The sequence below is a fragment of the Stenotrophomonas sp. STEN031 genome (assembly GCF_056759975.1).
Genome location: NZ_JBRREA010000001.1, coordinates 60,796 through 83,487 on the forward strand (window position 1 = coordinate 60,796; position 22,692 = coordinate 83,487).

Here is a 22,692-nt window from a genome sequence, read left to right on the forward strand (position 1 = left end):
TGATGCCATGCAGCGTAGAATCAGCTGGTCTACGACCACCTATACGAGTTCACGATGTCCCTGGACCCCGCCCTGCGTTCGCGCATTGAATCCATCCTCGGCGCCGACCGCGTCGTCCTGTTCATGAAGGGCCAGCCGACCATGCCGCAGTGCGGCTTCTCGGCCAAGGCTGTTGGCGCGCTGCAGGACCTGGGCGTGCAGTTCAACCACGTCAACGTGCTGGCCGACCAGGAGATCCGTGAAGGCATCAAGGCCTACGGCGACTGGCCGACCATTCCGCAGCTGTACGTGGACGGCGAGCTGATCGGCGGCAGCGACATCATCCTGCAGATGGCCAGCAGCGGTGAACTGAGCAGCCTGCTCGGCCTGGCCGCCCCGGACCGCACCCCGCCGTCGATCACCGTCACCCCGGCGGCGGTGGAAATGCTCAAGGGCGCACTGGCCGACGCCCCGGGCGCTGCGCTGCAGCTGAGCATCGATGCCAGCTTCCAGCCGAACTTCCAGCTGGCCCCGTTCGACGCCAACGCCATCGCCGCCGAATCCAACGGCCTGCGCGTGCAGTTCGATTCCGCCAGCGCGCGTCGCGCCGAAGGCATCACCATCGACTGGGTCGACGACATCCGCGGCCAGGGCCTGGCGATCAACAACCCGAACGCCCCCAAGCCGGTGCAGGACCTGGACGTGCGCAGCGCAGACGACCAGCTGCGTGCCGGCGCCATCACCGTGGTGGACGTGCGCCCGGCCGACGAACGCGCCATCGCCGCGATCAACGGCAAGTTCGAAACCTTCGACGGTGACAACCGCGCCAAGCTCGAGGCCCTGCCCAAGGACACCGCCCTGGCCTTCCTGTGCCACCGCGGCGGGCGCAGCGCGCAGGCGGCCGCGCAGTTCCTGGCACTGGGCTTCACCAATGTGTTCAACATCACCGGCGGCATCGATGCCTGGTCGGAGAACGTGGACAACAGCGTTCCGAAGTACTGATCGGAGCACGCCGCAGCAACAGGAAAAACGCCGGCATAGCCGGCGTTTTTCCTGCCTGCACCATCCCCTGCATCGGCAGCTTGCAGCCTGCCTGGCGCATTGCAGGCGCAGGCCAGGCAGTCGCGCGGCAGGCTCGCCTTCGAACCACCCGGTGTGCCGGACGCAATCGTTCAGAACTGGATCGACCAACGTGCGCTGAGCGATTGGTCACGACTGGCACTGCCGTGCTGACCGCCATAGTCCAGCTCCAACCGCTGCCGCGGACTCAGCAAGGCCGTCAGGCCCAACTCGGCTGCAAGGGAGTTCGCGTCCAGCGCCGCGCCCGTCACGCTGAAACGTCCCGTCTCCGCCCAACCCAGTTGCGCCACCTGCACGCGATCCCCGCTCACCCGCCGATAACCCAGGCCACCACGCAGCTGCAAACCACTCTGCGCCTGTCCTGCCGCTTTCAAGCCATAGGCGAAGCGCAGCCCAGCGGTGCCCAGCGTACTGCGGGTGTTCTTCACCCGCCCCTGCAACGCGGCGACACCACCGTGTTCGTGAATGCCGGCCACGTCCACGCCCACCCGCGCCACCTGCAGATAGGGTTCCAACGCACGCCCGGTATCGCCCAGGCGGTAGCCAAGCTCGATGAATGCCTGCCGTGTCCGTGCGTCATGGCGCGCCGCCAGGCGATCACTGAATCCGGCAAAGCTGACGCTGCGCGTACTCTCCACGTCATGCCTGCTCACCGTCAGGCCCGTACCCAGGCCCAGTCCACCCCATGTTCTGCCGGCAAAGATGCCGGCGTGGCGGTTATCGATCTTCGCCTTGCTGGCGCGCCCTTGCGCCTGCTTGATGTCGCTACGCCCACTGCCCAGCAGTGCTCCCACCCTCCAGGCAGCAAGATCGTGCTCCAGGCCCACCAGCACGCCATTGCTGTTGGCATCGGTACGTGCGGCGTTGAGACCGCCGTGCAGGGCACTGCTGCCGCCCAACACCTGCACCCAGGCCGCACTGCCGGCATCGCTGGCGTCAACCAGCGGCTGCGCCGCGCCCCTGCGCAATGCCGCATCGCGCAGATAGCGGCTGCTTTCCAACAAGGCGATCGGGGTGGCTGCGTACAGTTCACCCCCCAGTGCCTCCAGCGCGGCCCCCAACTGGGCGGGAAACAATTGCGTCAGTGGCTTTGGCAGCCCCTGTTCAATGGCGGCTGCATCAGCGAGCGCGGCCACCTGCAACTGGTTGGCCGTCACCGCTGCACTGACCAGGCTGGCGCCCCGTGCCACCTCGAGACGGGCGCCATCACTGGCATAGACCAGTGAAAACTGCAGGAAAGGCGAAAACGCACTGAAGTCCGTGTTCGCGAAACGTCCGATGACGCCGGCATCGGCATGCAGGAAGTTGAACTCCTCGCCCAGGTAGTAGGTCCCGGGTTCGGGCAACGCAACCAAGGTGCCATCCAGGCGCGCCGTGCCGGTGACATGCAGCAGATCGCTGCGGCTACCGGGCGCGAGCTCGGCCAGCAACGACGCCGTGGCCGCCTGCTCGTAGTTGCCGTTGATGGTCAGCGTGCCGATGGAGTTGCCCGGTGCGATCACACCTTCGACCCGGGTATCGCCCAGCTCGCCGGTACCGGACAGTGCACCCTCGACGCCCACCTGCGTACTGCCGCCACGTTGCACGCCGTTGAATGACACAACGCCTCCCAGGACCGACAGGTCAGCCCCCAGCAGCTGCGCCTTGCTGCTGATCCAGCTGCCGCCGGCCAGGTTGTGGAGTGCGGTCTCCTGCAGGATTCCGTTCAGACGGAACTGGCCACCCTCCACCGTCACCGCGTCCGTGAGGCGGTTCAGTCCATCCAGCTCCAATACACCGGCATGCACCACCGCGCCGTTGAAGCTGTTGTCACCACTCAGGCGCAGCCAGCCAAGGCCGGATTTGCCCAGCTTGCCAGCCCCACCAATGTCGTTGCGCCAGTCATCCCAGGCGTCGCCCTCCCAGACCTTGGTACCTCCCGCCTTCTGGTCCATCACGATGTTGGTATCCACCCGCAACTGCCCATAGCCGTCAACCGCCTTGGCCAGATTGACCAGGCCCCAACCATAGACTTCGTCCACGCCCGGTGCCCCCAGATCGGTGGCCGTGGTCAACAGCACGTCGCGCACCTGTGCGCTGTCCAGGTAGGGAAAGCGTTCGAACAGCAGGCCCAATGCACCGGTAACGTGAGGGGCCGCCATCGAGGTGCCGCTCATCGCCGCATAGTCATGGCTGGGGACCCTGTCCAACACGTCCAGCACTGCGTTGCCAGCCGCATCGATCAATAGATCCGCCTGCAACTCCGAATCCGGCCCGTATACGGTGGACACGATGTTGCTGCCTGGCGCGGCAAGGCACCAGTTGGCGGCGTAGCCGCAGCGATGCGATAGATCGTTCAGTTGCAGGTTCTGGTCAACATTCACCACCGCCAGCCAGTACGGCTCGACATCGTCGAACGCACGCGGCAGGCCTGCATGCACGTCGGGCAAGGGAGCTTGCTCCGGGCTTGGGTTGTAAGCGCTGGAGTTACCTGCTGCCCAGACCTGGATCAGGCCGCCGCTGCGCGAACCCTGCGCGAACATATCCAGGTAATCGCGATACTCCTGATCGGCGAAGATCGAATCGACTTCCTGCAGACTCTCCGCCTCGTGGCTGAACCCCCAACTGTGGTTGAGCGCACGTGCACCCTGCGCATCCAGCTGGGCATAGAGCTGATTGAATACATCCGGGCCTGGCCCGATGCCCGCTACCGTTACGCTGGTCAAGTAGCCGCCCGGATCCACCGTGATCATCGGCACGCTGTCAAAGAACAGCCGTGCCACCGACAGGTCCGCCGCGAACGCCACGCCGTGCATTCCCTTGCCATCGCGGTTGGCGGCAATGGTGCCTGCGACGTGCGTACCGTGGGTAACGAACTGCGGCCCTTCGAACAAGCCGTTCTGATGCAGGAACTCCAGCTGCGCCGGCGTGAATGCCGGATCGAGCAACAGATAGTCGATTGCAACCTGGTCGCCCTCACTACTGAAGCAGGCCGAGGGCCCAGACAACACTGTCGTGTTGCTGCACAGACTGCCATCGGCCAGCACGTCGGCCAGGTGCAGGCTGCGATTGTCCTTGCCGGCAAACTCGTCATGGTCCAGGCCGCTGCCGCTGTCAAACACGCCCAGACGCACGCCTTTGCCGGTCAGGCCACGTGCATAGGCGGCATCGGCGTTGATTGCCTGCAAGCCCCAATCGGCATTGAACTCATCGTTGCGCCACTGGGTGACATCGCTCGCATCCGCAGCAGATGCAGCAGGTACGCGGGCGGGCGCGTTGGATTCGTGTGCAGCCGCAGGCCCCTCCACAAAGGTGGATTGCACGGCACGCTGCCAGAGGTGCTGCTGCAGCGTGTCCGTTGACGACTGCGCGGCCGCGGTGGCGCTGACCACCAGGGTGGCGGCAATGGCCTTGGCCAGGAGATGCGGTACAAGCTGCCGTGCATGTGCCGCGTTGCTTCGCGTGATGGACATGATTCACTTCCTTGAGAGGACACAGCCGAGCCGGCGGAAACCACACGCGTGCTGCGTGCGCATCCGGATCGGACGTTCATCCTAGTCACGGAAAATGACTGCACATCGGCATCATGCGCGCTCAGCGCATGATGCTTTTTCATATGAGAAAGTCAGTGACGCTTGCAGTCACACGGCAAGTCAACGTAACAGGTCACGCGGCCGGCATTGCAGCTCCCCACGTCTGCGGCCAACACACCGCCAGCTGTCGAAACGCTCAACCGGCAAACCCGCCCTCGGCGAGGAAATGCAGTTCCTCGGCGGTCGGGATGCGACCGAGCACTGCGTTGCGATGCGGGAAACGGCCGAAGCGGCGGATCACGTCCCGGTGCACTTCCGCATACTTCAGGTACTCCAGATCACCGAGCACCTCGAACATCGCCACCGCCCGCTCCTGGTCCTGCGGGTCCTCGGAATGCTCGAACGGCAGATAGATGAAGGCACGCAGTTTGAGCGGCAGCTCACGGTCCAGGCCTTCCTCGATGGTGCGCATGGCGTAATGCCGGGCCAACCCATCGGTAGCGTAGGAATGTGCGGTACCGCGGAAGCAGTTGCGCGGAAACTGGTCCAGCAGGATCTGCAGCGCAAGCGCGCCTTCGGCGTTTTCCAGCCAATCCTCGCAGGCGCGTCGGGCCGCTTGATAGTGCAGGTCGAGGAATCGCTCCCGGAACTGCGCATCAAACGCCTCGTTACGCTCAAACCAACGCTGCGGACCTGCCGCGCGCCAGAATTCAACCACCGAACTTGCCGTTTCCATTACTGACCCCTGGCTCACCACCTACCGTCAGGCGGTGACACTCCCCACCCATGCCGTCGCACCCGGGGAGCTCGCCGCAGTTGCTGGGGTGTAGCTTAATGGCCAGCCCCGCGCGAGGAAATGAGGAAATGGTGAAAAAAGATGCCATTTATTGCGAAGATGGCCGCAGAAACCATCTCTGCCTGCCGGAAATTGCGATAGGGTTCTGATCTTTCGAAACTGTTACGACCAGGGGGACACAAGCACATGCGTATTGGAATCGTGGTCGACTCGGCCTGTGACCTGCCCGCAGGTTACTTGCAGCGCAACAATATCGTGTTGCTCCCCATCACCGTACGCATCGGCGACACCCTGCTTCCCGACCACCGGGATGAGGAATCCACCTTGGCGTTCCTGCAAGGGCCGCTGAGTGAGCGCAGCGCCGAAGCCGAGACCATCCCCTACAGCGCCGAACAGATCCGCGAGCTGTTCCTGAGCCGCCTGGTCACCGATTTCGACCAGGTGTTCTGCATGACCATCACCCGTACCCGCAGTCCGCTCCATGACAACGCGGTGCAGGCCGGCTACAGCATCCTCAACGAGTACAAGCCGATCCGCCAGGCCGCCGGCTACAACTCGCCGTTCAGCCTGCGCGTCATCGACACCCAGAATCTGTTCGCCGCCCAGGCCGTGAGCGCGGTGGAAGCGGTGCGCCTGCGCGACAGTGGTGCCACTGTGCCGCAGATGCGCGAACGGCTGGAGCTGGTCGCCAGCAACGTGCACGGCTATATGGTCACCCGCGACCTGTACTACCTGCGTGCCCGCGCCCGCCACAAGGGCGACCGCAGTGTTGGCCTGCTGAGCGTCGCGCTCGGCAGCGCGCTGGACATCAAGCCGATCCTGCACGGCTACCGCGGCAACACCGAACCGGTCGCCAAGATCAAGGGCTTCGACAGCGCGGTGCAGGCGTTGTTCGATTTCGTCGGCAAACGTGTGGCGCATGGCCTGATGACCCCGGTGGTATGCATCAGCTACGGTGGCCCCCTGGACGAGCTGCGTGCGCTGCCCGGCTACCGGCAGCTGCGCGACAACTGCGACCAGCACGGCGTGACGCTGCTGGAAGCGGTGATGAGCCTGACCGGCATGGTCAATGTCGGCAAGGGCGCGGTCACCATCGGCTTCGCCGATGAACCCCATACCTTCGGCAACTGAGACTTGCACGCGATCTGTACACCATCGCCACGGCAGGCGCGCTAGTCTGACACTTCATCAAGGAGGTCCCCATGTCCGTGCACTACTCCATTTCGCTACCCGACCCGGCCAAGGCGCGTGGCGCCGACCCACGCCTGTCGTTCACCGCCAGCGGTGCCGAAGCCTTTGCCGAGCAGTTGCAGGCAGCCCTGCGCACGCCAGAGCTGTTCGAGCGCTGGAAGGCTACCCAGGACGAACCCGATGACGTCGACCCGGGCCTGGGCGCCACCGATCCGCAGGCCACGGTGACCGGCCAGCAGGCCGACCTGCGCATCAACCTGGTCGCCAGCACCACCTTGTCCGGTGATCTGTTCAAGCAGCGCATGCGCTGGCTGGCCGGCAACCACTGGGAACTGCGCGATGTCCGCTGAGCCGTGAGTACCCCGGTTCTGCTTTCCTGGAGCGGCGGCAAGGATGCCGCCTGGGCACTGCATGCCCTGCATCAGCGCGATGACGTACAGGTGGTGGCACTGCTTACCACCCTGACCGAAGGCCATGCGCGCTCATCCATGCAGGGCGTGCGCCATGCCGTGCTGCAGGCCCAGGCCGAGGCGGCCGGCTTGCCGTTGCTGGAGGCCTGGATCCCCCAGGACTGCGACAACGCGCTGTACATGGCCGCGATGCGCGATGCCCTGCAGCGGGCCCAACAACGCTGGCCCGGCATTGCCAGCATTGCCTTCGGCGACCTGCTGCTGGCCGATATCCGCCAATGGCGCGAACAGCAGTACGCCGCGCTTGGTTGGCAGACCCTGTTCCCCCTGTTCGGCCGCGATACCGCAACGTTGGCCCGACAGATGGTCGATGCAGGACTGCAGGCACAGCTGTGCTGCGTGGACAGCCAGCAACTGGATGCAGGTTTCGCCGGCCATGCCTTTGACCACGGCCTGCTGGACGCCCTACCCGCCGATGTCGACCCTTGCGGCGAGAACGGCGAATTCCACACCTGCGTCAGCGCCGGGCCGATGTTCCGTACCCCATTGTGCCTGCAGCAAGGCCAGACCGTGCTGCGCGAGAATCGCTACGCCTATACCGATTTCATCACCCCGGCAGTGGCGGCGTAAGCCGCAGGGCCAGCGCAGCCTCAACCGCAGGCAGGTGCTGCGTATGCAGAGGCCACGCTGCCGCGATGCCTCGCTGCTTACGCCGCACCTATCGGAGGGGGTATATGGGCCGGTTGCGGCGTCTGCACGGTTCCCATGCAGACGCGATTACGGCCAGCATGTTTGGCCGCATACAACGCAGTATCGGCCTCGGCCAGCAGCTGTCGCATGTCCCGCATGCTGGACGGCTGCACGAAGGCCACTCCGATGCTGATGCTGATCGGCCCCTCCGGCAGTGCCAAACCGGCCACCGCCAATCGCAGGGTTTCGGCAAGGGCCGCTGCATCGCCCAGCGCAGCCTCGGGCACGATCACCGCGAACTCCTCGCCGCCATAGCGCGCCAGGCAATCACCCGCGCGCCGTACATTCGCCTGCAGGCGGGCCGCCACGGCCTGCAGGCAGCGGTCGCCGGCGGGGTGGCCATGGGCATCATTGAACGCCTTGAAATGGTCGATATCCACCAGCAACAGACCCAGTCCACCGCCACTGCGGCACGCCCGGCTCCACTCGCTCTGCAACACCGCATCGAACTGCCGGCGGTTGGCCACGCCGGTCAGCCCGTCCTGCCTTGCCAACTGGTCCAAGGCCGCCTGGCGCTCCAGCAGACCGATCTGCAACAGCATGCTGCGCAGACCAAACCCCAGCGTGGCCACCACGAAGCCGGCCACTGCCAGCGCGCGGGCATGGTCGACCACCAGGGTGCCAATCACCAGCAGCAACAAGGGCAGGATCATCGGCCCGCCCGCCTGCACAAGGCGTGACAAGCGAGGGCTGGGCGCAAAGCTCGATGCCCGCACCGGCTTTACCGCCAGCCACGCCAATAGCAGAAAGGGCAGATCGATCAGCAGGTCGTTGTATGCGCCGAACGAATCCTCCGAAGAAAAATGATTGATGTAGCCGGCCGCCAGCAGGTAGCCCACGGCATACAGGGCCAAAGCCCGGAACAGGCCGCGCCACTCCGTCGTGTCCGCGGCCAGCCAACGCACGATGGCAAAGCCGGCGATGCACAGGTTCTGGATGTCGAACATGTAACGCATGTTGTCCAGCGCGGCATCGTCGATGTCGACACGGTCGGCAAAGAATCCTGTATGCACGAAAAACAATACGCCCAGCAATCCCGCCATGATCGCGTCGATCAGACTGATGCTTGGGCGCTCGGAGCGCGCGCGGGCAAGAACGAACACCAATGGCACGGCATACAGCACGTACAACAACATGCTGGCACGCGGCGTGAGGTCGGTACGGCCCGCTGCCAGCGCATCGACCAGGTTCAAGGCCATGCCACCCGCCCACAGCAGCATCGCCACTGCGATCGCGCACCACCCCAAGGCGGCGGCATCCCGCCGGGCACGCCACAGGCAGCAGCCGACGGCCAGCAACGGCGCCGCGATCAAAAAGCCGAAAGAGCCCGTGCCGGCGGTACCTGCCCCTGCAGCGAGTACCAGTCCATGACAGACCAGGAACAGCAGGACCAGCAGCAGCGGCATGCATCCCCCGTCGAACAGGTCATTGCCTGCACGATAACCCGGCCACGACGCCGGCAACGTGACCCAGACCCCGCCACGGCATCACCGCCCCAAGCCTACGCAACCCGTCCGTAGTGCCGAGCCATGCTCGGCAGGGGCCTTACCAGCCCCTTCGCTGCGCGAAAGGAAGGGAGCACGCCGTAGTGCCGAGCCATGCTCGGCAGCGGCGTTACCGGCAGAACCTCAGCCGAGCATGGCTCGGCTCTACCAGAAACGGCTCAGCGCATCGCTTTGGCGTGATGGGCGATATGTTCGCCGATGAAGCTGCTGATGAAGTAGTAGCTGTGGTCATACCCCGGCTGCATGCGCAGCTGCAACGGATGCCCTGCGGCGTCACACGCCGCCTGCAGCAGCTGCGGCCGCAGCTGGTTCTCCAGGAATTCATCCGCACCGCCCTGGTCAACCAGCAAGGGCAGCTTTTCCTGCGCCCGCGCCACCAGCTCACTGGCGTCATGGGCTTTCCAGGCGTCGCGGTCTTCGCCCAGATAGGCGGCGAAGGCCTTCTGCCCCCACGGCACCTGCGACGGTGCCACGATCGGCGAGAACGCCGACACACTGCGATAGCGGCCCGGATTCTTCAGCACGATGGTCAGCGCGCCATGCCCGCCCATCGAATGCCCGCTGATGGCGCGCACGTCGCTGGCGGCCACGTTGGCTTCCACCCACCTCGGCAACTCATCGACGATGTAGTCATACATGCGGTAATGCGCAGCCCACGGTGCGCGGGTGGCATTGAGATAGAAGCCCGCCCCCTTGCCCAGATCGTATCCCTCGGCATCGGCGACGCTGTCACCGCGCGGGCTGGTGTCCGGCGCCACCAGGATGATGCCGTGCTCGGCCGCATAACGCTGCGCCCCGGCCTTGGTGATGAAGTTCTGCTCGGTGCAGGTGAGCCCGCTCAGCCAGTACAGCACCGGGCACGGACCGTGCGCGGCCTGCGGCGGCAGGTATACGCCTACCGTCATTTCACACCCCAACACTTTGGATTCGTGCCGGTACACGTCCTGCCAGCCGCCGAAGCAGGCGCGGTGTTCTAGTCGTTGCATGGTTTGGAATCCTTGGTTGCTGGGTTGCTGGGTTGCTGGATCTAGTGCGACTGATGGAGTGCGAGCTTCGCGGCTTACACCGCTCCCACAAACCAGCCTCAGTAGTGGATGACCGAGCGGATCGACTTGCCTTCATGCATCAGCTCGAAGGCTTCGTTGATCTTGTCCAGTTCCATCGTGTGGGTGACGAACGGCGCCAGTTCGATGTCACCCTTCATCGCGTCTTCGACCATGCCCGGCAGCTGGCTGCGGCCCTTCACGCCGCCGAATGCGGTACCCATCCACTTGCGGCCGGTCACCAGCTGGAACGGACGGGTGGAGATTTCCTGGCCGGCACCGGCGACACCGATGATCACGCTCTGGCCCCAACCACGGTGTGCGCATTCCAGCGCCGCACGCATCACATGGGTGTTGCCGATGCACTCGAAGCTGTGGTCAACACCCCAACCGGTCATTTCGACGACGACCTGCTGGATCGGCTTGTCGTGATCCTTCGGATTGACGCAGTCGGTGGCACCAAACTGCTTGGCCAGTTCGAACTTGGACGGGTTGGTGTCGATGGCGATGATGCGGCCGGCCTTGGCTTGGCGCGCGCCCTGGATCACCGCCAGGCCAATACCACCCAGTCCGAACACGGCCACGCTGTCGCCTTCGGCCACCTTGGCGGTGTTGTGCACCGCGCCGATGCCGGTGGTGACGCCGCAGCCCAGCAGGCAGACATGCTCCGGGTTGGCTTCCGGGTTGACCTTGGCCAGCGACACTTCGGCCACCACGGTGTACTCGGAGAACGTGGAGCAACCCATGTAGTGGTAGATCGGCTCGCCGTTGTAGGAGAAGCGGCTGGTGCCGTCCGGCATCACGCCCTTGCCCTGGGTGGCGCGCACCGAGGTGCACAGATTGGTCTTGCCGCTCTTGCAGAACAGGCACTCGCCGCACTCGGCGGTATATAGCGGAATGACGTGATCGCCCGGCTTCACCGAGGTAACGCCCTCGCCCACCTCGACCACGATGCCGGCGCCTTCATGGCCGAGCACGCAGGGGAACAGGCCTTCCGGGTCATCACCGGACAGGGTGAAGGCATCGGTATGGCAGACACCGGTATGGGTGATCTTGACCAGCACCTCGCCGGCCTTCGGCGGTGCGACGTCGATCTCGACGATCTGCAAGGGCTGGCCCGGACCAAAGGCAACGGCGGCACGTGATTTCATGGTTGTTCTCCTGCGGGAATGGCGAAGGACAGCGCAGTGCGCCGCCCGGGATTATTTGAGATAGGAACGGATCAGGCTGGACATCTCGGCAACACGCGCGGCCCGCTGCGCATCCGAGCGTGCCGGCTGGCCAAACTCCTCGCGCAGGTGGGCTTCCATCACCTCGGACATCAGCCCGTTGACCGCCCCACGGATGGCCGCGATCTGCTGCAGCACCGGGTTGCAGTCCGCACCGGCCTCCAATGCGCGCTCCAGCGCATCGCACTGGCCGCGGATCCGCTTGACCCGGGCCAGGACCTTCTTTTTTTCTTCCGGCGAGTGCGGCATGGCGGCCCCAATATCCTGTACTGGGGGATAGTATATTTACGGAGCCGGCGGATTGCCATCGCCCAACTTGCAGACTCGGGAAAAGCCCTGCAACCGGCTGCGGCCAGCGCTTGCCGCTAGCCCCGCGTCAGTCCACGCAGCAGCAGATCCAGGGCAGCGGTGGACTTGCGCAGGCGCGCATCACCATCAGCGCCTTCGGCTATCCAGAAAGCAGCCTCGGCCAGGCTGCCATAGATCATTGACGCCAGGGCCTGGGCATCCACCTCTGCAATCAATCCCTGGCGAGCAAGTTCCTCGATCACGCGCTGCATCGAATCCACGCATTGCCGCTGCGAATCCAGGGTGGCGCCACCGAGCACCGCACGTGCGTCGCGCAGGACGATGCGCTGGACCTCCGGTTCCAGCGCCATGTCCAGATAGGCCCGGCAGCGTTGCTGGAAGCCCTGCCAGGGATCGCTGGCGGCATCACTGATGGCCTGCAGCCGCGCGTCGGTCTCTGCATCGATCTGCTCGACCACCGCCGCCAGCAAGCCCTGCTTGTCACCAAAGTGGTGATACAGCGCGCCGCGGGTCAGGCCTGCCTGGGCAGTCAGCTCATCCATCGAGGTATTCGCATACCCGCTGTCGGCAAACATGCGACGGGCAGTAGCCAACAGCGAGGCACGGGTGGCCTCCATTTCAACGCGGGTGCGACGGACCAAAGTGATCTCCTTTCATACGATGCGTATGTTTATTTACATTCACAGCGTATGTATATAGCCTCTTACATACACTTCGTATGTATTGTTGCGGTGCGCCCCTTCGCTGGCAAGCCGCAGTTCCTGGAAACCCGCATGCTCAGCGCCTACCGCACACTCTTCTCCGTTCCCGGCGCCACCGCCTTCACCCTGGCCGGCCTGTTGGCGCGATTGCCGCTACCCATGACCGGCATTGGCATCATCACCCTGCTGGCGCAGCTGCGCGGCAGCTATGCCCTGGCGGGCGCGGTATCGGCCACCTTCGTCCTGAGCTATGCGCTGGCATCGCCGCGGATCTCGCGTTGGGTGGACCGCCATGGCCAGGCAAGGGTTTTGCCGTTGGCGGCCACCGCCAGCGTCGCGGGCATGTTGCTGCTGCTCCTTGCCAGCCACTGGCAGGCAACGGACTGGCTGCTTTTCACCGGTGCCGCGCTGGCCGGCTGTATGCCGAGCATGTCGGCAATGCTCAGGGCGCGCTGGACCGTCATCTACCGCGGGCAGGCACCGCTGCAGACGGCTTACTCGCTGGAAACCGTCTTCGACGAGCTCGGTTTCATCGCCGGCCCGCCCTTGGCCGTGGGGCTATCCGTTGCCTTGTTTCCACAGGCCGGCCTGCTGTGTGCCGCGCTGCTGCTGGCCTTGGGTACCGGCATGCTTGCGCTGCAGCGGGCAACCCAACCACAGCCCGATCCGCAGGCCACAAACAGCGCTGGCCGATCGGTGATCGCGGCGGCGGATGTGCGACTGCTTGCAGTGCTGATGGTGGCAATGGGCGTGATCGTCGGCAGCATCGACATCACCAGCGTCGCCTTTGCCGAACAGCACGGCCAGCCTTTTGCCGCCAGCATCGTGCTGTCGGCCTACGCCGTGGGCTCCTGCGCGGCAGGCCTGGTGTTTGGCGTGCTGAAACTGACCACACCGCTGCAACGCCTGCTGCTGTGGTGCGGCACCGCGACGGCACTGTGCACGCTGCCGTTGCTGCTGGTGACCAACCTGCCTGCGCTTGCAGCAAGCGTGCTGCTGGCCGGCACCTTCTTCGCCCCCACGATGATCGTGGTCATGTCGTTGATCGAGCGCAGCGTGCCGCCACGGCAGCTGACCGAAGGCATCACCTGGCTGCTGGCCGGATTGAACGTTGGCGTGGCACTCGGCGCCGCAGCCACCGGACAGCGGGTGGACGCGGCCGGTGCCGGTGCGGGCTTCGCCGTGAGTGCGGTTGCCGGGGCCGCGGTGCTGCTGTTGTCGATCTGCGCTGCCCGCCGCCTGCGTCCCCGCCTGTTGCAACCCAGCAACGCCTGCTGACACCCAATACTCTCCCGGACCGGAACAGACCGTGCAAACACCATCCTCCCCGGCAGCCGCCGCGAATCATTCGTGGCTGGCAGTGCTGGCCGTCGCGCTGGCGACCTTCTCCGTGGTAACCACCGAAATGCTGCCGGTCGGCCTGCTTACCCCCATCGCCCACGACCTTGGCATATCCAGCGGCAGCGCCGGACTGCTGATTTCCGTGCCAGCACTGCTGGCGGCAGTGTTTGCGCCGCTGGTGGTTATCGCCGCTGGCGGCATCAACCGGCGCAGGATCCTGTGCGGCTTGCTGATCCTGCTTGTAGCAGCCAACACGGCATCGGCGCTGGCGCCGAACATGCACTGGATGCTCGCTGCCAGGCTGCTGGTTGGTGTCTGCATGGGCGGGATCTGGGCGATTGCAGGCGGACTGGCGACACGCCTGGTCCTCCCACAGCGCGTGGGACTCGCCACCGCCATCATCTTCGGCGGCGTCGCGGCCGCCTCGGTGTTGGGCTTGCCGCTGGCTGCATGGACTGGCGAACTGTTCGGATGGCGTCAGGCATTCGCCGGCATGGCATTGCTGAGCGCGCTTGTCTTGTTGCTCCACCTTGCGGTGATTCCCTCGCTACCCGCGGTGGCATCGGTGCAGCTGCGCCACTTCGCCGAACAACTGGGCAGCCGCCGCGTACAGCTCGGGCTCGGCGTGACGCTGCTGCTGGTAACAGGACATTTCGCGGCATTCACGTTCATCCGGCCACTGCTGGAGTCGGTCTCCGGCGTGGGGGCTTCCTGGATCGGCGGGCTGCTGCTGGGCTATGGAACCGCCGGCATAGCCGGCAATTTCCTGGTCGGGCTGGTCGCCCCCCGCCATGTCACCGCCACCGTGATAGCCATTGCAGCCGGCCTCCTGGCCACGGCACTGCTGTTTCTTTGCATCGGCCATGCCCCGCTCAACGGAAGCATCCTGCTCCTGCTCTGGGGTCTGGCCTACGGCGGGGTATCGGTTGGACTCATGACCTGGATGATGCAGGCCGCGCCGAATGCGATAGAAGCAAACAGCGCCCTGTATGTGGGCGCATTCAATGTCGCCATCGCAGTGGGCGCATGGGCAGGCGGCCGATTGTTGGACCAGCTTGGCCCTGCAGGAAACCTCTGGGCCACAGCGGTGCTTTCGATGGCCGCACTGCTGTGCTGCATCGCTGCATTGGCTCCCGGACGCCACCGCTGATGCAGATAACCCGCGCCGGTCGACAGCCCCCCGTCCTGAACCACCAACCCTGTCGAAAGGATCGAGGAAACAAGGAACAGACGGCTGAACTTCGACGCCCACGGGCACATGACTTCCGGCAGGGATGCATAGTGTTATACCCAACTATAGTATCAACACACTGAGCGGAGCGGTTCGCAGGTCGTCGCAGCGCCGTCCGCGTGTTCCTGCAAGCATCTGCACCAGCGTCCAAGGGGAGCAAATGAGTACAAACAGCATCAAGGTGTGGGCCATGGCAGCCTTGCTGATGGCTGCCTCCAACATCGCCCACGCCGGCGAGATATTGGTGGACCGCGGCGCCTACAGGCTGAGCGCCGAGCAGTCCGGAGCCGGACCGGTCACGGTGGTCTTCGAGTCGGGCTTCGGCCAGGCCAAGGACACATGGAAGGACGTGATCGCTGCGCTCGGCCCCGACTACCGCAGCATCAGCTATTCACGCGCGGGGCTTGGCAACTCGGGCAGCGATGGCAAGCCCAAGGACATCGACGCTCACCTCGTTGACCTCGGTGCCGTGATCAGTGACCTCGCCGGTGGACAGAAGGTCGTGCTGGTCGGCCACTCGTATGGTGGACTGCTGGCCACCGAGTTCGCACGCCGCCATCCGCAACAACTGCAGGCGCTGGTCCTCGTCGACCCGGCCACCCTGGGCCAGCGACACGCGTTCAAGCAGGCCGATGCAGCACGCGTACTGGCCGATGATGCCGCTCTGCTGGACATGCTGCCGCCGCCCATGGCCGCCGACTATCGGGCATTGATCACCCAGCTGGATGCGCCTGGCGCGCGCACGCCGAGCGCCATGCCGGACCTTCCGGTCGCGCTGCTCACCGCCACGCAGGTCGCCGCCGAACCCTTCGTTTTCGAGGAAACAGCTGCCGGCAAAGCGCTGTGGAAGGCGCAGCACGCCGCATTGTTCAGCGCCTTCGACCGTGGCTTCCAGCGCTACTTCGTCACCGGCCACAACATCCACCGCGAGAACCCGGCAGCGGTTGCCGATGCGATCAGGGACATTGCAGGCAGGCGTTGAACTGCCTGCTCCTTGGGACGGCAGCCGGCACAACGTGAAGCCCTGGCAACACCTCACCATCACCGTCACGCAGCGGGCACTGATCGTAGTGCCGTGCCGCCACCGCCTTGAATGATTGAACGGACGCGAGCGAAATGAAGAGACTGGCTGCCTTGTTGATGCTTCTTCCGGCGTTGGCGCTTCCGCTATTGGCGCAGGCGCAACCGCGATCGACACAAGCAGTGCATACAGAAGTGCATGCAGAGAAGCTCGATGACTTCATCAACCATGTCGAGGACAACAACGGCGGCATTGGCAGCCTGTCCATCTTCAAGGACGGCCGCGAGGTCTATGCCAGAAGCTTCGGGCAACCGAACCTGCCTGGTGTTGCTTACGACGAGAGCAGCAAGTATCAAATCGCATCCGTAACCAAGATGGTCACAGCGATCCTGGCCTTCAAGCTGATCGAAGACGGCCGTCTGAGGCTGGATGACAGACTGTCCAGCTTTTTCCCGGACATGCCTTCCTCACATCGGATAAGCATCGGCAACCTGCTGGAGCACACCAGCGGTCTTGGCAACTTCGCGATCAGGAATGGCCAGGTATGGGTAGTTGATCCGCTAAGCCAGGATGACATCCTGCAGGAAATACGAACCCAGGGTGCTGCATTCGAACCTGGTGAACGCGTTGCCTACTCCAACTCCGCCTACTTCCTGCTGCGGATGATCATCGAGCGGATAGATGGGCGCGACTACCACGATATCGTCGCGCAGGAAATCGCAGCGCCTCTTGGCCTGCGCAACTTCGCTTCCACGCGTTCCCACCCCGGCAACACCTTCAAGTCCTATGCATTCGCCGGGCAATGGCGGCAGATCAAGGAGATCGAGTACACCAACGTGATCGGCGTGGGTGACATCGCAGCCACCACACACGACCTGAATGTACTGATCACCGCGCTGTTCGAGCACAAGCTGCTGCGCACGGAGACTGTAGACCAGATGCAGCCGCGACCGGGTGGCAGCGGCTGGGGGCGAGGACTGGCTGAGTTCACGTACGACGAGAATCATTTTTTTGGTCATGGTGGTGACGTGCTGGGCTCGCACGCGCGCGTCATTTACAACCCGGCGGATGGCGTGGCGATCGCGTACGCCACCAACGGCGAGCGCATTCCTACCAACGAATTCCTGCGCACGATCGTGGATATCGTCTATGGACGCAACGTTGCGCCACCGGCGTTCAAGTAGTTGCATGACCGCGGCCAGAGCCAGACTTCAGGAAAGCCCGACTCTGACGCCGACTCAGGTCCTGCTTACAGTGCCGAACGGTCAGTAACGAACACCGGCAGCGGTACATCCAGCACGTCCGCACTCAGTCCCCGCCCCGCCAGGAAACCGGCGATGTTGTCGGCGATGGCGGGATTGCCCAGCCACATCTCATTGTCGTGGCTCGCACCGCGCACCAGCAGCTCCTTGCCTTGGCTGAAGGCGGGAAGCAGCGCCTGGGCGTTGGCATGCGGGGTGCGGCCATCGAGCGTGCCGCTGATGAACAACACCGGCACGTCACTGCGCAGTGGCGCACGGAAGGCGTCTCCCAGATCCAGCATGCCCAGCCCATCGGCAACTTCCGGGAACGGGAAGTTCAAGGCGTCGCCGAGCAGACTCTGCCGTGCCTGCGCCGCCGCCAGTGCGCGCCGCTGTGGACTCTGCCCGGAAGCCACATCCATTGCCGTTGGCATGGCGCGCCAGCCGCCCAGGCCCTCGCGCACCATCAGGGCGATCGCACCGAGCAGGTCGTAGTTGCCGGCCTCGGCCTCACGTAGCGCCAATGGCAGCATGCGCTGGGTGGAGCGGCGACCAAGCGCGATCGCTATCGCCATCTGTGCGTCGAACTCACCAATCGTCACCTTCCGGCCATCATGCATCGGGCTGCTGCCCTGCCCCGGCTGCTGCCGCAGCTTGGCCAGCACCCGCTGCGCCGATCCCTGCAGATTTTCGAAGCCGTCCTTCCTGGCGATGACCGCCAGGTCAGCCAGCAAGGCATCACCGGCCAGCGGCAGCTTGAGCGTGTCGTCCGGGCCTTCGCTGCCCATCAGCACCACGCGTTCCAGGCTGTCCGGGTGGCGGCGCACGGTGGCCAGGGCCAGATGCGTGCCATAGCTCATGCCCCACAGGCTCAGCTTGGGCAGCGCCATCGCCTTGCGCAGGTACTCGATATCGTCGGCGCTCTCGGCGGTGGTATAGGCGCCCAGATCAACTCCTGCGTCCTTCCAGAAGGCAAGGCAGCTGACCAGCGATGCCTTCACCGCTACCAGCGCCGCGTCGCGCTGCAGCGGTTGGGCGTCATCGAACTTGTGCTCGTGTGGGCACTCTGGGGGCATCTCGGAGAAATCGGTGCCACGCTGATCGAGCAGCAACACATCGGTCTCACGGCGGACCCGGTCGAACACCGGCCAGCGCGGGCCCAGCGCGGTGCCGAAGCCCGACCCGCCCGGGCCACCAGCCAGATAGACCAACGGTGCACTGCGACCATCGCCACCGGTCGCCGGCAAGCGCACGACGCGCAGGCGGATACGCGGCCCGTTCGGCTCACTGTGGCGACGTGGAACCTCGAGGAAGGCCTCTTCGGTGGCGATGGTGCCGTTGCTCTTGGTCTGCATCGCATAGGGCGCAAACACCAGCGGCGCAACCGAGTCCTTGGCCAGCACCGGCGAAGCGCTGGCCAGGGCCAGGCAGAGCACCAACAAGCGAGCGGCACGTCCCGGCTTGCCCTTGCCTGTCGCAACCGCCCCACCAACGCCGGGTTGATGCGCAGCGACAAGCGATGCAGTGGAAGAAGCCGCCGAGAACTGCAGGCAAGGATGACGGGCAGTGGAAACAGATGAAGAGTTGATGGACATGGCGGGCTCCTATCGGGAGGGAAGGTAGGTGTTGCCGTGGCCTCTGCAACCCGGAGAAAGCTCCCGTCGCCTTTGCCACGGAGCCAGCATCCCTCCCCCAACGGTGCCTGCGGGGCGCGCGTCCGCCGAACGGCTCCAACTCACCGCCCAGCGTCTCCGCGCAGCCGATACGATAGGCCCATGCCGATCCTACGAATCCTGAGCGTACTGGCCGTGCTGGTCTTCGCGGTCGCCGCGTGGCTGGCTGTGCTGCTGCGCGACGTCAACAGCGTGCAAGTACTGAGCGGAGAGATGGCACCCGCCAGCGTGACCGCCGCGGGTAGCTTGCCGACCTCGCCGCCCGCCGACATCCATTGGCAGCCCATCGATCAACAAACGCTGGCCAGCTGGCGCGGCCCGTACTGGCTGCGCTGGCAATCGCCCGCGTCCACCCAGCCGGACGATGCTGGCCGCGCCCTGCGCCTGTCACTACGTGGCGCCATCCAGCTGTACTGGAACGGCCAACCGATGCTGGGCAACGGCGTCGTCGGCATCAGCGCCGAGCAGGAGCAGCCCGGCCTGGTCGACATTACCCGCGTACTGCCGCCTTCCTCGCCCACGGGCAGCGACGAACTGCTGGTGCTCGCGTCCAGCCACCACCAGCAGTTCGGCCTGTACAGCGCCGATGCCCTGGTAGCAGTGGCACCGGCCGTGGTGTTGTACCAGCGCATGGTCCTGCCTTGGTTGATCGCTGCCCTCGCCACCGGCGCACTCGCAGCAGCCTGTCTGTACTTCCTTGCGCTACAGCACGGCCGGCCGCAGATGCCTGGCGGACGACTGTTGCTCGCGCTGTGCGCGGTTGGAATTGCATTGCCGGTGGTCGAAGGCTGGCGGCCGTTGCTCGGCTACGTCTATCCATGGCACGGCCTGCGCCTCTATGCACTGTTGGCCTTGCACGTGGCAGCGGCCATGCTGCTGCCTGCCTATCTTGCCCGACGTTATGGCGTTACCGTTCCCAAGGGCCTGGGCATCGCTTACGCGACCGCGCTGGTGTTGGCCGCCGTGCTGCTGCCCAGCTTCGATATCCGCTCGGCGGTAGCACTCCTGCTGAGCCTGCTGGCCTCGTCTGCGCTGCTGCTGCGGGCCAAAGGTGAACGCGAAGAACGCTGGCCGATCCTGGCCCTGCTGGTCGCCGGCGTACTGGCCTTGTTGTTTGCCCCCGGGGCCTTCCTCGATGGTCCCTACTTCCTGCTGCTCGCGGTGCTGGTGGGCTTCCTGCTGCTCTGCCATGCGGAGCAGGTGCGGGCCTTGGACCTGCACAACGCCCGCCTGCGCGAAGAGCGTGCAAGCCTGTCGCTGCAGTTGCTGCAGCGTGGCATCCAACCACATTGGCTGATGAATACCCTCACCTGCCTGCAGGAACTGATCGAACAAGCCCCGACCAAGGCCAGCCGCCTGGTCGAGTCACTGGCCGAACAGTTCGACCGTTTGCGCGAGAGCAGCAGTCGCCAGAGCGTTCCATTGAGTGAAGAGCTGGCCCTGTGCCGCAACCATCTGGACATCGTTGGCCAGGCCCTGGACCAACCGATGACGCTGGAGGTGGACGCCGACGACCTGCAACTGTCGCTGCCGCCCGGCGTGCTGCATGCGCAGGTGGAGAACGCGCTGACCCATGCCGGCGCGGTCGCCTGCGCGCAACGACCGTTCCGCCTGCGCGTGCAACGCGACAAGCAGCATTGGATTCTGGAACTGCGTAGCGCACGTGGCTCCGCACCGCATCGTGGCCAAGGCACCGGCACCCGTTATATCGAGGCCAGTCTGGCCGCCTCCCATCCCAACCGCTGGCACTACAGCCAAGGCGCCGACGGCGCCGACTGGTGCAGCCGTATCGAGCTCACATGCGCATATTGATCGTCGAGGATGAGCCGCTGGTCCGCCAGCGCCTGCTGCGGCTGTGTGCGGAAATCGCGGGCACGCGTGCGCGCTTCGATGCGGTCGCCGATCTGGATACCGCCGGTGACCGGTTGCAGCGCAGCGTCTACGACGGTCTGCTGCTCGACCTCAACCTCGGCGGCGAAGATGGCTTTGACCTGCTGCGCCGCGCCGTCGCCGGCCGTTATCACTGCGTGGTCGTATCGGCCCATCGCGAGCGCGCCCTGCAGGCCTTCGAGCACGGCGTGCTGGATTTCGTGCCCAAGCCGTTCTCGCGTGAGCGCCTGGGCCAGGCACTGGAGCGCCTGCTGGATGTAGGCCGCTACAGCTCAGGCCGCGCACGTTACCTGGGCATCTGGCGCGCGCAGGGCACGGCCCTGGTCGAACTGGCCGATGTGCAGTGGATCCGTGCCGACGGCGACTACAGCGAGCTGCGCATGCGCGACGGCCGCAGTGAGCTGCACGACAAGTCACTGGCGGGCCTGAGCGCGGTATTGCCGCCGGACTTCGTCCGTTGTCACCGCTCCTACCTGGTCAACCTGCGCCATGTCAGCACCTTGCATTCCGGTAGCGGCAGTCGGTACTGGCTGGTGCTCAATGGCGGCGGGGAGCTGCCGGTCGGGCGTGCCCATGTGGCCGGCCTGCGGCAGGCACTCGCGCTTGAGTGAACCAACCGTCGCATGGAAGTGAGCAGACGCCGTAGCCCGGGTAAGCGCAGCGCACCCGGGAACTCGCAGAGCGGAGCGAAGTCGCGTGCCCATACAAGCATTGCAATAAGCACATCAACGCCCTATCTGACTCAACGATTCCCCGGGTGCGCTGCGCTTACCCGGACTACGTGGTTACGCTGAAGATCTCAGGCGGTTCGTCTGCCGATGGAATCTGCGGCGCCTGCTCAAGGGCGCTGGGGAGTGGAACGCGCCTTGCTCAAGGCATCCTCAAAACTCTCCTTGTGCTCGTCCACCAGCCGGGCGAGCAGGTCAGGGTCCACAAATGCATCCTCGTCGCCATCGGCACGTTGCGCCTGCCGCTCCAGGATGCCGGTGGTGTCGGGATGACCGCTCAGGACGATGTCCGCCTGCATCGCGCCAAGCTTTGCAAACGTCGCGCGGAAATCCTCGGCGATAGTCGGGTAGCTGCGATTCCCAACCAGCGTATTGCCGGCGACGGTAATACTGCACAGGAACAACACCTCGCGCGGCGTGCCGCGGTCGTTCACGGTCATGCTCCAGCTGGTGCAACCGGCGGTGTGCCCGGGCGTAAGATGCGCCGTCAGCTCGACGTCACCAAGCCGGAGCTTCTGCCCATCGCTGACGACCTCATCCAGCTTGATCGGATCGAAGGGCTGGATGCCGTAGTTGTTGTCGCCCTGGTTCCTGCCGTTCTCAAGCGCCCAACGGTCGCCAGCGCTGGCAGCATAACGTGCACCGGTGTCGCGCTTGAGTGCTGCCATCGCACCGACATGATCCGCATGGGCATGGCTGCTGAGCAACAGCCGCACATCATGCAGCGGCACACCCAGGCTTTCGATGTTGCGCTCGATCTGATCCGCATTGGCAGCAAGCGGAGCATCCAGCAGGATCGCCCCCTGCTCCGACACGATCAGGTAGGCCGCCAGTCCCTCGCTGCCTACGTAATAGATGTTGTCGACGATATGAAATGGCTTGATCGGTGTCGTCCAGTCCGCGGGCGGTCCAGCCCACGCCGCCGCCGACGCCGCTCCGGCAAGCACCATCGCCGCCACCTGCAATCTCCTGCGAATTGCCTTCTTCTGCATCATCTCTGCGCCTTGTCCAATAAGTGCAGCAACTGTGCGTCGTGGAGGAACTTGCGACAAATGCGTAGAA

19 protein-coding genes are annotated in these 22,692 nt (G+C 64.9%); 10 read left to right on the plus strand and 9 right to left on the minus strand.

What is annotated here, in order from left to right; all coding sequences use genetic code 11:
- Positions 1–54: 54 nt before the first annotated feature.
- Positions 55–981, plus strand: coding sequence for a Grx4 family monothiol glutaredoxin (gene grxD, locus ACVOLQ_RS00320; protein WP_313173094.1), 927 nt, complete (start codon positions 55–57; stop codon positions 979–981).
- A 170-nt stretch (positions 982–1,151) separates the two neighbouring features.
- Here the strand turns inward: grxD and ACVOLQ_RS00325 are convergent, their stop codons facing one another.
- Complete coding sequence (locus ACVOLQ_RS00325) at positions 1,152–4,511, minus strand: autotransporter domain-containing protein (RefSeq protein WP_481526662.1); 3,360 nt, start codon at positions 4,509–4,511, stop codon at positions 1,152–1,154.
- A 256-nt stretch (positions 4,512–4,767) separates the two neighbouring features.
- Positions 4,768–5,307, minus strand: a complete 540-nt coding sequence (locus tag ACVOLQ_RS00330) for a DUF924 family protein (protein ID WP_313173092.1) — start codon at positions 5,305–5,307, stop codon at positions 4,768–4,770.
- Between the two features lie 246 nt (positions 5,308–5,553).
- Between ACVOLQ_RS00330 and ACVOLQ_RS00335 the strand changes: the two genes are divergently transcribed.
- From ACVOLQ_RS00335 to ACVOLQ_RS00345, 3 genes are all read left to right on the plus strand, one after another.
- A complete protein-coding gene (locus ACVOLQ_RS00335) occupies positions 5,554–6,498 on the plus strand; it encodes a DegV family protein (RefSeq protein ID WP_313173091.1) in 945 nt (314 codons plus the stop codon).
- A 71-nt stretch (positions 6,499–6,569) separates the two neighbouring features.
- On the plus strand, positions 6,570–6,908 hold the full coding sequence (locus tag ACVOLQ_RS00340) for a hypothetical protein (RefSeq protein WP_313173090.1): 339 nt from the start codon (positions 6,570–6,572) through the stop codon (positions 6,906–6,908).
- 3 nt (positions 6,909–6,911) lie between these two features.
- Positions 6,912–7,598, plus strand: coding sequence for a Dph6-related ATP pyrophosphatase (locus ACVOLQ_RS00345; RefSeq protein ID WP_481526663.1), 687 nt, complete (start codon positions 6,912–6,914; stop codon positions 7,596–7,598).
- 77 nt (positions 7,599–7,675) lie between these two features.
- Here ACVOLQ_RS00345 and ACVOLQ_RS00350 read toward each other — a convergent pair whose 3' ends face one another.
- The 5 genes from ACVOLQ_RS00350 to ACVOLQ_RS00370 form a co-directional block, all read right to left on the minus strand.
- Positions 7,676–9,124: a GGDEF domain-containing protein gene (locus tag ACVOLQ_RS00350; RefSeq protein ID WP_481526664.1), complete on the minus strand. Its 1,449-nt coding sequence runs from the start codon at positions 9,122–9,124 to the stop codon at positions 7,676–7,678.
- 257 nt (positions 9,125–9,381) lie between these two features.
- On the minus strand, positions 9,382–10,209 hold the full coding sequence (gene fghA / locus ACVOLQ_RS00355; RefSeq protein WP_481526665.1) for an S-formylglutathione hydrolase: 828 nt from the start codon (positions 10,207–10,209) through the stop codon (positions 9,382–9,384).
- Positions 10,210–10,307: 98 nt separating this feature from the next.
- Positions 10,308–11,417, minus strand: a complete 1,110-nt coding sequence (locus ACVOLQ_RS00360) for an S-(hydroxymethyl)glutathione dehydrogenase/class III alcohol dehydrogenase (RefSeq protein ID WP_313173086.1) — start codon at positions 11,415–11,417, stop codon at positions 10,308–10,310.
- Positions 11,418–11,468: 51 nt separating this feature from the next.
- Positions 11,469–11,744 (minus strand): metal/formaldehyde-sensitive transcriptional repressor, encoded by a 276-nt coding sequence (locus ACVOLQ_RS00365; RefSeq protein ID WP_282268719.1) that lies wholly within the window; start codon positions 11,742–11,744, stop codon positions 11,469–11,471.
- A gap of 116 nt (positions 11,745–11,860) precedes the next feature.
- Positions 11,861–12,445, minus strand: a complete 585-nt coding sequence (locus ACVOLQ_RS00370; protein ID WP_481526666.1) for a TetR/AcrR family transcriptional regulator — start codon at positions 12,443–12,445, stop codon at positions 11,861–11,863.
- Positions 12,446–12,535: 90 nt separating this feature from the next.
- Between ACVOLQ_RS00370 and ACVOLQ_RS00375 the strand changes: the two genes are divergently transcribed.
- From ACVOLQ_RS00375 to ACVOLQ_RS00390, 4 genes are all read left to right on the plus strand, one after another.
- Positions 12,536–13,783 carry an MFS transporter gene (locus tag ACVOLQ_RS00375; RefSeq protein ID WP_481526667.1) on the plus strand — a complete coding sequence of 416 codons (1,248 nt, stop codon included), beginning with the start codon at positions 12,536–12,538 and terminating at the stop codon, positions 13,781–13,783.
- 31 nt (positions 13,784–13,814) lie between these two features.
- Complete coding sequence (locus tag ACVOLQ_RS00380) at positions 13,815–14,996, plus strand: MFS transporter (RefSeq protein WP_481526668.1); 1,182 nt, start codon at positions 13,815–13,817, stop codon at positions 14,994–14,996.
- Between the two features lie 241 nt (positions 14,997–15,237).
- Entirely contained in the window at positions 15,238–16,059 is an 822-nt protein-coding gene (locus ACVOLQ_RS00385; protein ID WP_481526669.1) for an alpha/beta fold hydrolase, read from the plus strand.
- Between the two features lie 233 nt (positions 16,060–16,292).
- The gene (locus tag ACVOLQ_RS00390; RefSeq protein ID WP_481526670.1) at positions 16,293–17,282 is read left to right on the plus strand and encodes a serine hydrolase domain-containing protein; all 990 of its coding nucleotides are present in this window, start codon (positions 16,293–16,295) and stop codon (positions 17,280–17,282) included.
- A gap of 65 nt (positions 17,283–17,347) precedes the next feature.
- On the opposite strand, the gene ACVOLQ_RS00395 is transcribed toward ACVOLQ_RS00390, so the two are convergent.
- Positions 17,348–18,934 (minus strand): alpha/beta fold hydrolase, encoded by a 1,587-nt coding sequence (locus tag ACVOLQ_RS00395; RefSeq protein WP_481526671.1) that lies wholly within the window; start codon positions 18,932–18,934, stop codon positions 17,348–17,350.
- A 180-nt stretch (positions 18,935–19,114) separates the two neighbouring features.
- Between ACVOLQ_RS00395 and ACVOLQ_RS00400 the strand changes: the two genes are divergently transcribed.
- Both ACVOLQ_RS00400 and ACVOLQ_RS00405 read left to right on the plus strand, forming a co-directional pair.
- Entirely contained in the window at positions 19,115–20,824 is a 1,710-nt protein-coding gene (locus tag ACVOLQ_RS00400; protein ID WP_481526672.1) for a histidine kinase, read from the plus strand.
- Entirely contained in the window at positions 20,812–21,513 is a 702-nt protein-coding gene (locus ACVOLQ_RS00405; protein ID WP_481526673.1) for a LytR/AlgR family response regulator transcription factor, read from the plus strand. Before ACVOLQ_RS00400 ends, ACVOLQ_RS00405 begins: the two co-directional genes overlap by 13 nt.
- A gap of 227 nt (positions 21,514–21,740) precedes the next feature.
- Here ACVOLQ_RS00405 and bla read toward each other — a convergent pair whose 3' ends face one another.
- Positions 21,741–22,625, minus strand: a complete 885-nt coding sequence (gene bla / locus ACVOLQ_RS00410; RefSeq protein WP_481526674.1) for a subclass B3 metallo-beta-lactamase — start codon at positions 22,623–22,625, stop codon at positions 21,741–21,743.
- Positions 22,626–22,692 lie beyond the last annotated feature (67 nt).

Excerpts from the sequence above, each read along its gene's own strand:
- grxD (WP_313173094.1), top strand. The coding sequence starts at position 55 with ATGTCCCTGGACCCCGCCCTGCGTTCGCGCATTGAATCCATCCTCGGC.
- ACVOLQ_RS00325 (WP_481526662.1), bottom strand. The coding sequence starts at position 4,511 with ATGTCCATCACGCGAAGCAACGCGGCACATGCACGGCAGCTTGTACCG.
- ACVOLQ_RS00330 (WP_313173092.1), bottom strand. The coding sequence starts at position 5,307 with ATGGAAACGGCAAGTTCGGTGGTTGAATTCTGGCGCGCGGCAGGTCCG.
- ACVOLQ_RS00335 (WP_313173091.1), top strand. The coding sequence starts at position 5,554 with ATGCGTATTGGAATCGTGGTCGACTCGGCCTGTGACCTGCCCGCAGGT.
- ACVOLQ_RS00340 (WP_313173090.1), top strand. The coding sequence starts at position 6,570 with ATGTCCGTGCACTACTCCATTTCGCTACCCGACCCGGCCAAGGCGCGT.
- ACVOLQ_RS00350 (WP_481526664.1), bottom strand. The coding sequence starts at position 9,124 with ATGCCGCTGCTGCTGGTCCTGCTGTTCCTGGTCTGTCATGGACTGGTA.
- fghA (WP_481526665.1), bottom strand. The coding sequence starts at position 10,209 with ATGCAACGACTAGAACACCGCGCCTGCTTCGGCGGCTGGCAGGACGTG.
- ACVOLQ_RS00360 (WP_313173086.1), bottom strand. The coding sequence starts at position 11,417 with ATGAAATCACGTGCCGCCGTTGCCTTTGGTCCGGGCCAGCCCTTGCAG.
- ACVOLQ_RS00365 (WP_282268719.1), bottom strand. The coding sequence starts at position 11,744 with ATGCCGCACTCGCCGGAAGAAAAAAAGAAGGTCCTGGCCCGGGTCAAG.
- ACVOLQ_RS00385 (WP_481526669.1), top strand. The coding sequence starts at position 15,238 with ATGAGTACAAACAGCATCAAGGTGTGGGCCATGGCAGCCTTGCTGATG.
- ACVOLQ_RS00395 (WP_481526671.1), bottom strand. The coding sequence starts at position 18,934 with ATGTCCATCAACTCTTCATCTGTTTCCACTGCCCGTCATCCTTGCCTG.
- ACVOLQ_RS00400 (WP_481526672.1), top strand. The coding sequence starts at position 19,115 with ATGCCGATCCTACGAATCCTGAGCGTACTGGCCGTGCTGGTCTTCGCG.
- ACVOLQ_RS00405 (WP_481526673.1), top strand. The coding sequence starts at position 20,812 with ATGCGCATATTGATCGTCGAGGATGAGCCGCTGGTCCGCCAGCGCCTG.
- bla (WP_481526674.1), bottom strand. The coding sequence starts at position 22,625 with ATGATGCAGAAGAAGGCAATTCGCAGGAGATTGCAGGTGGCGGCGATG.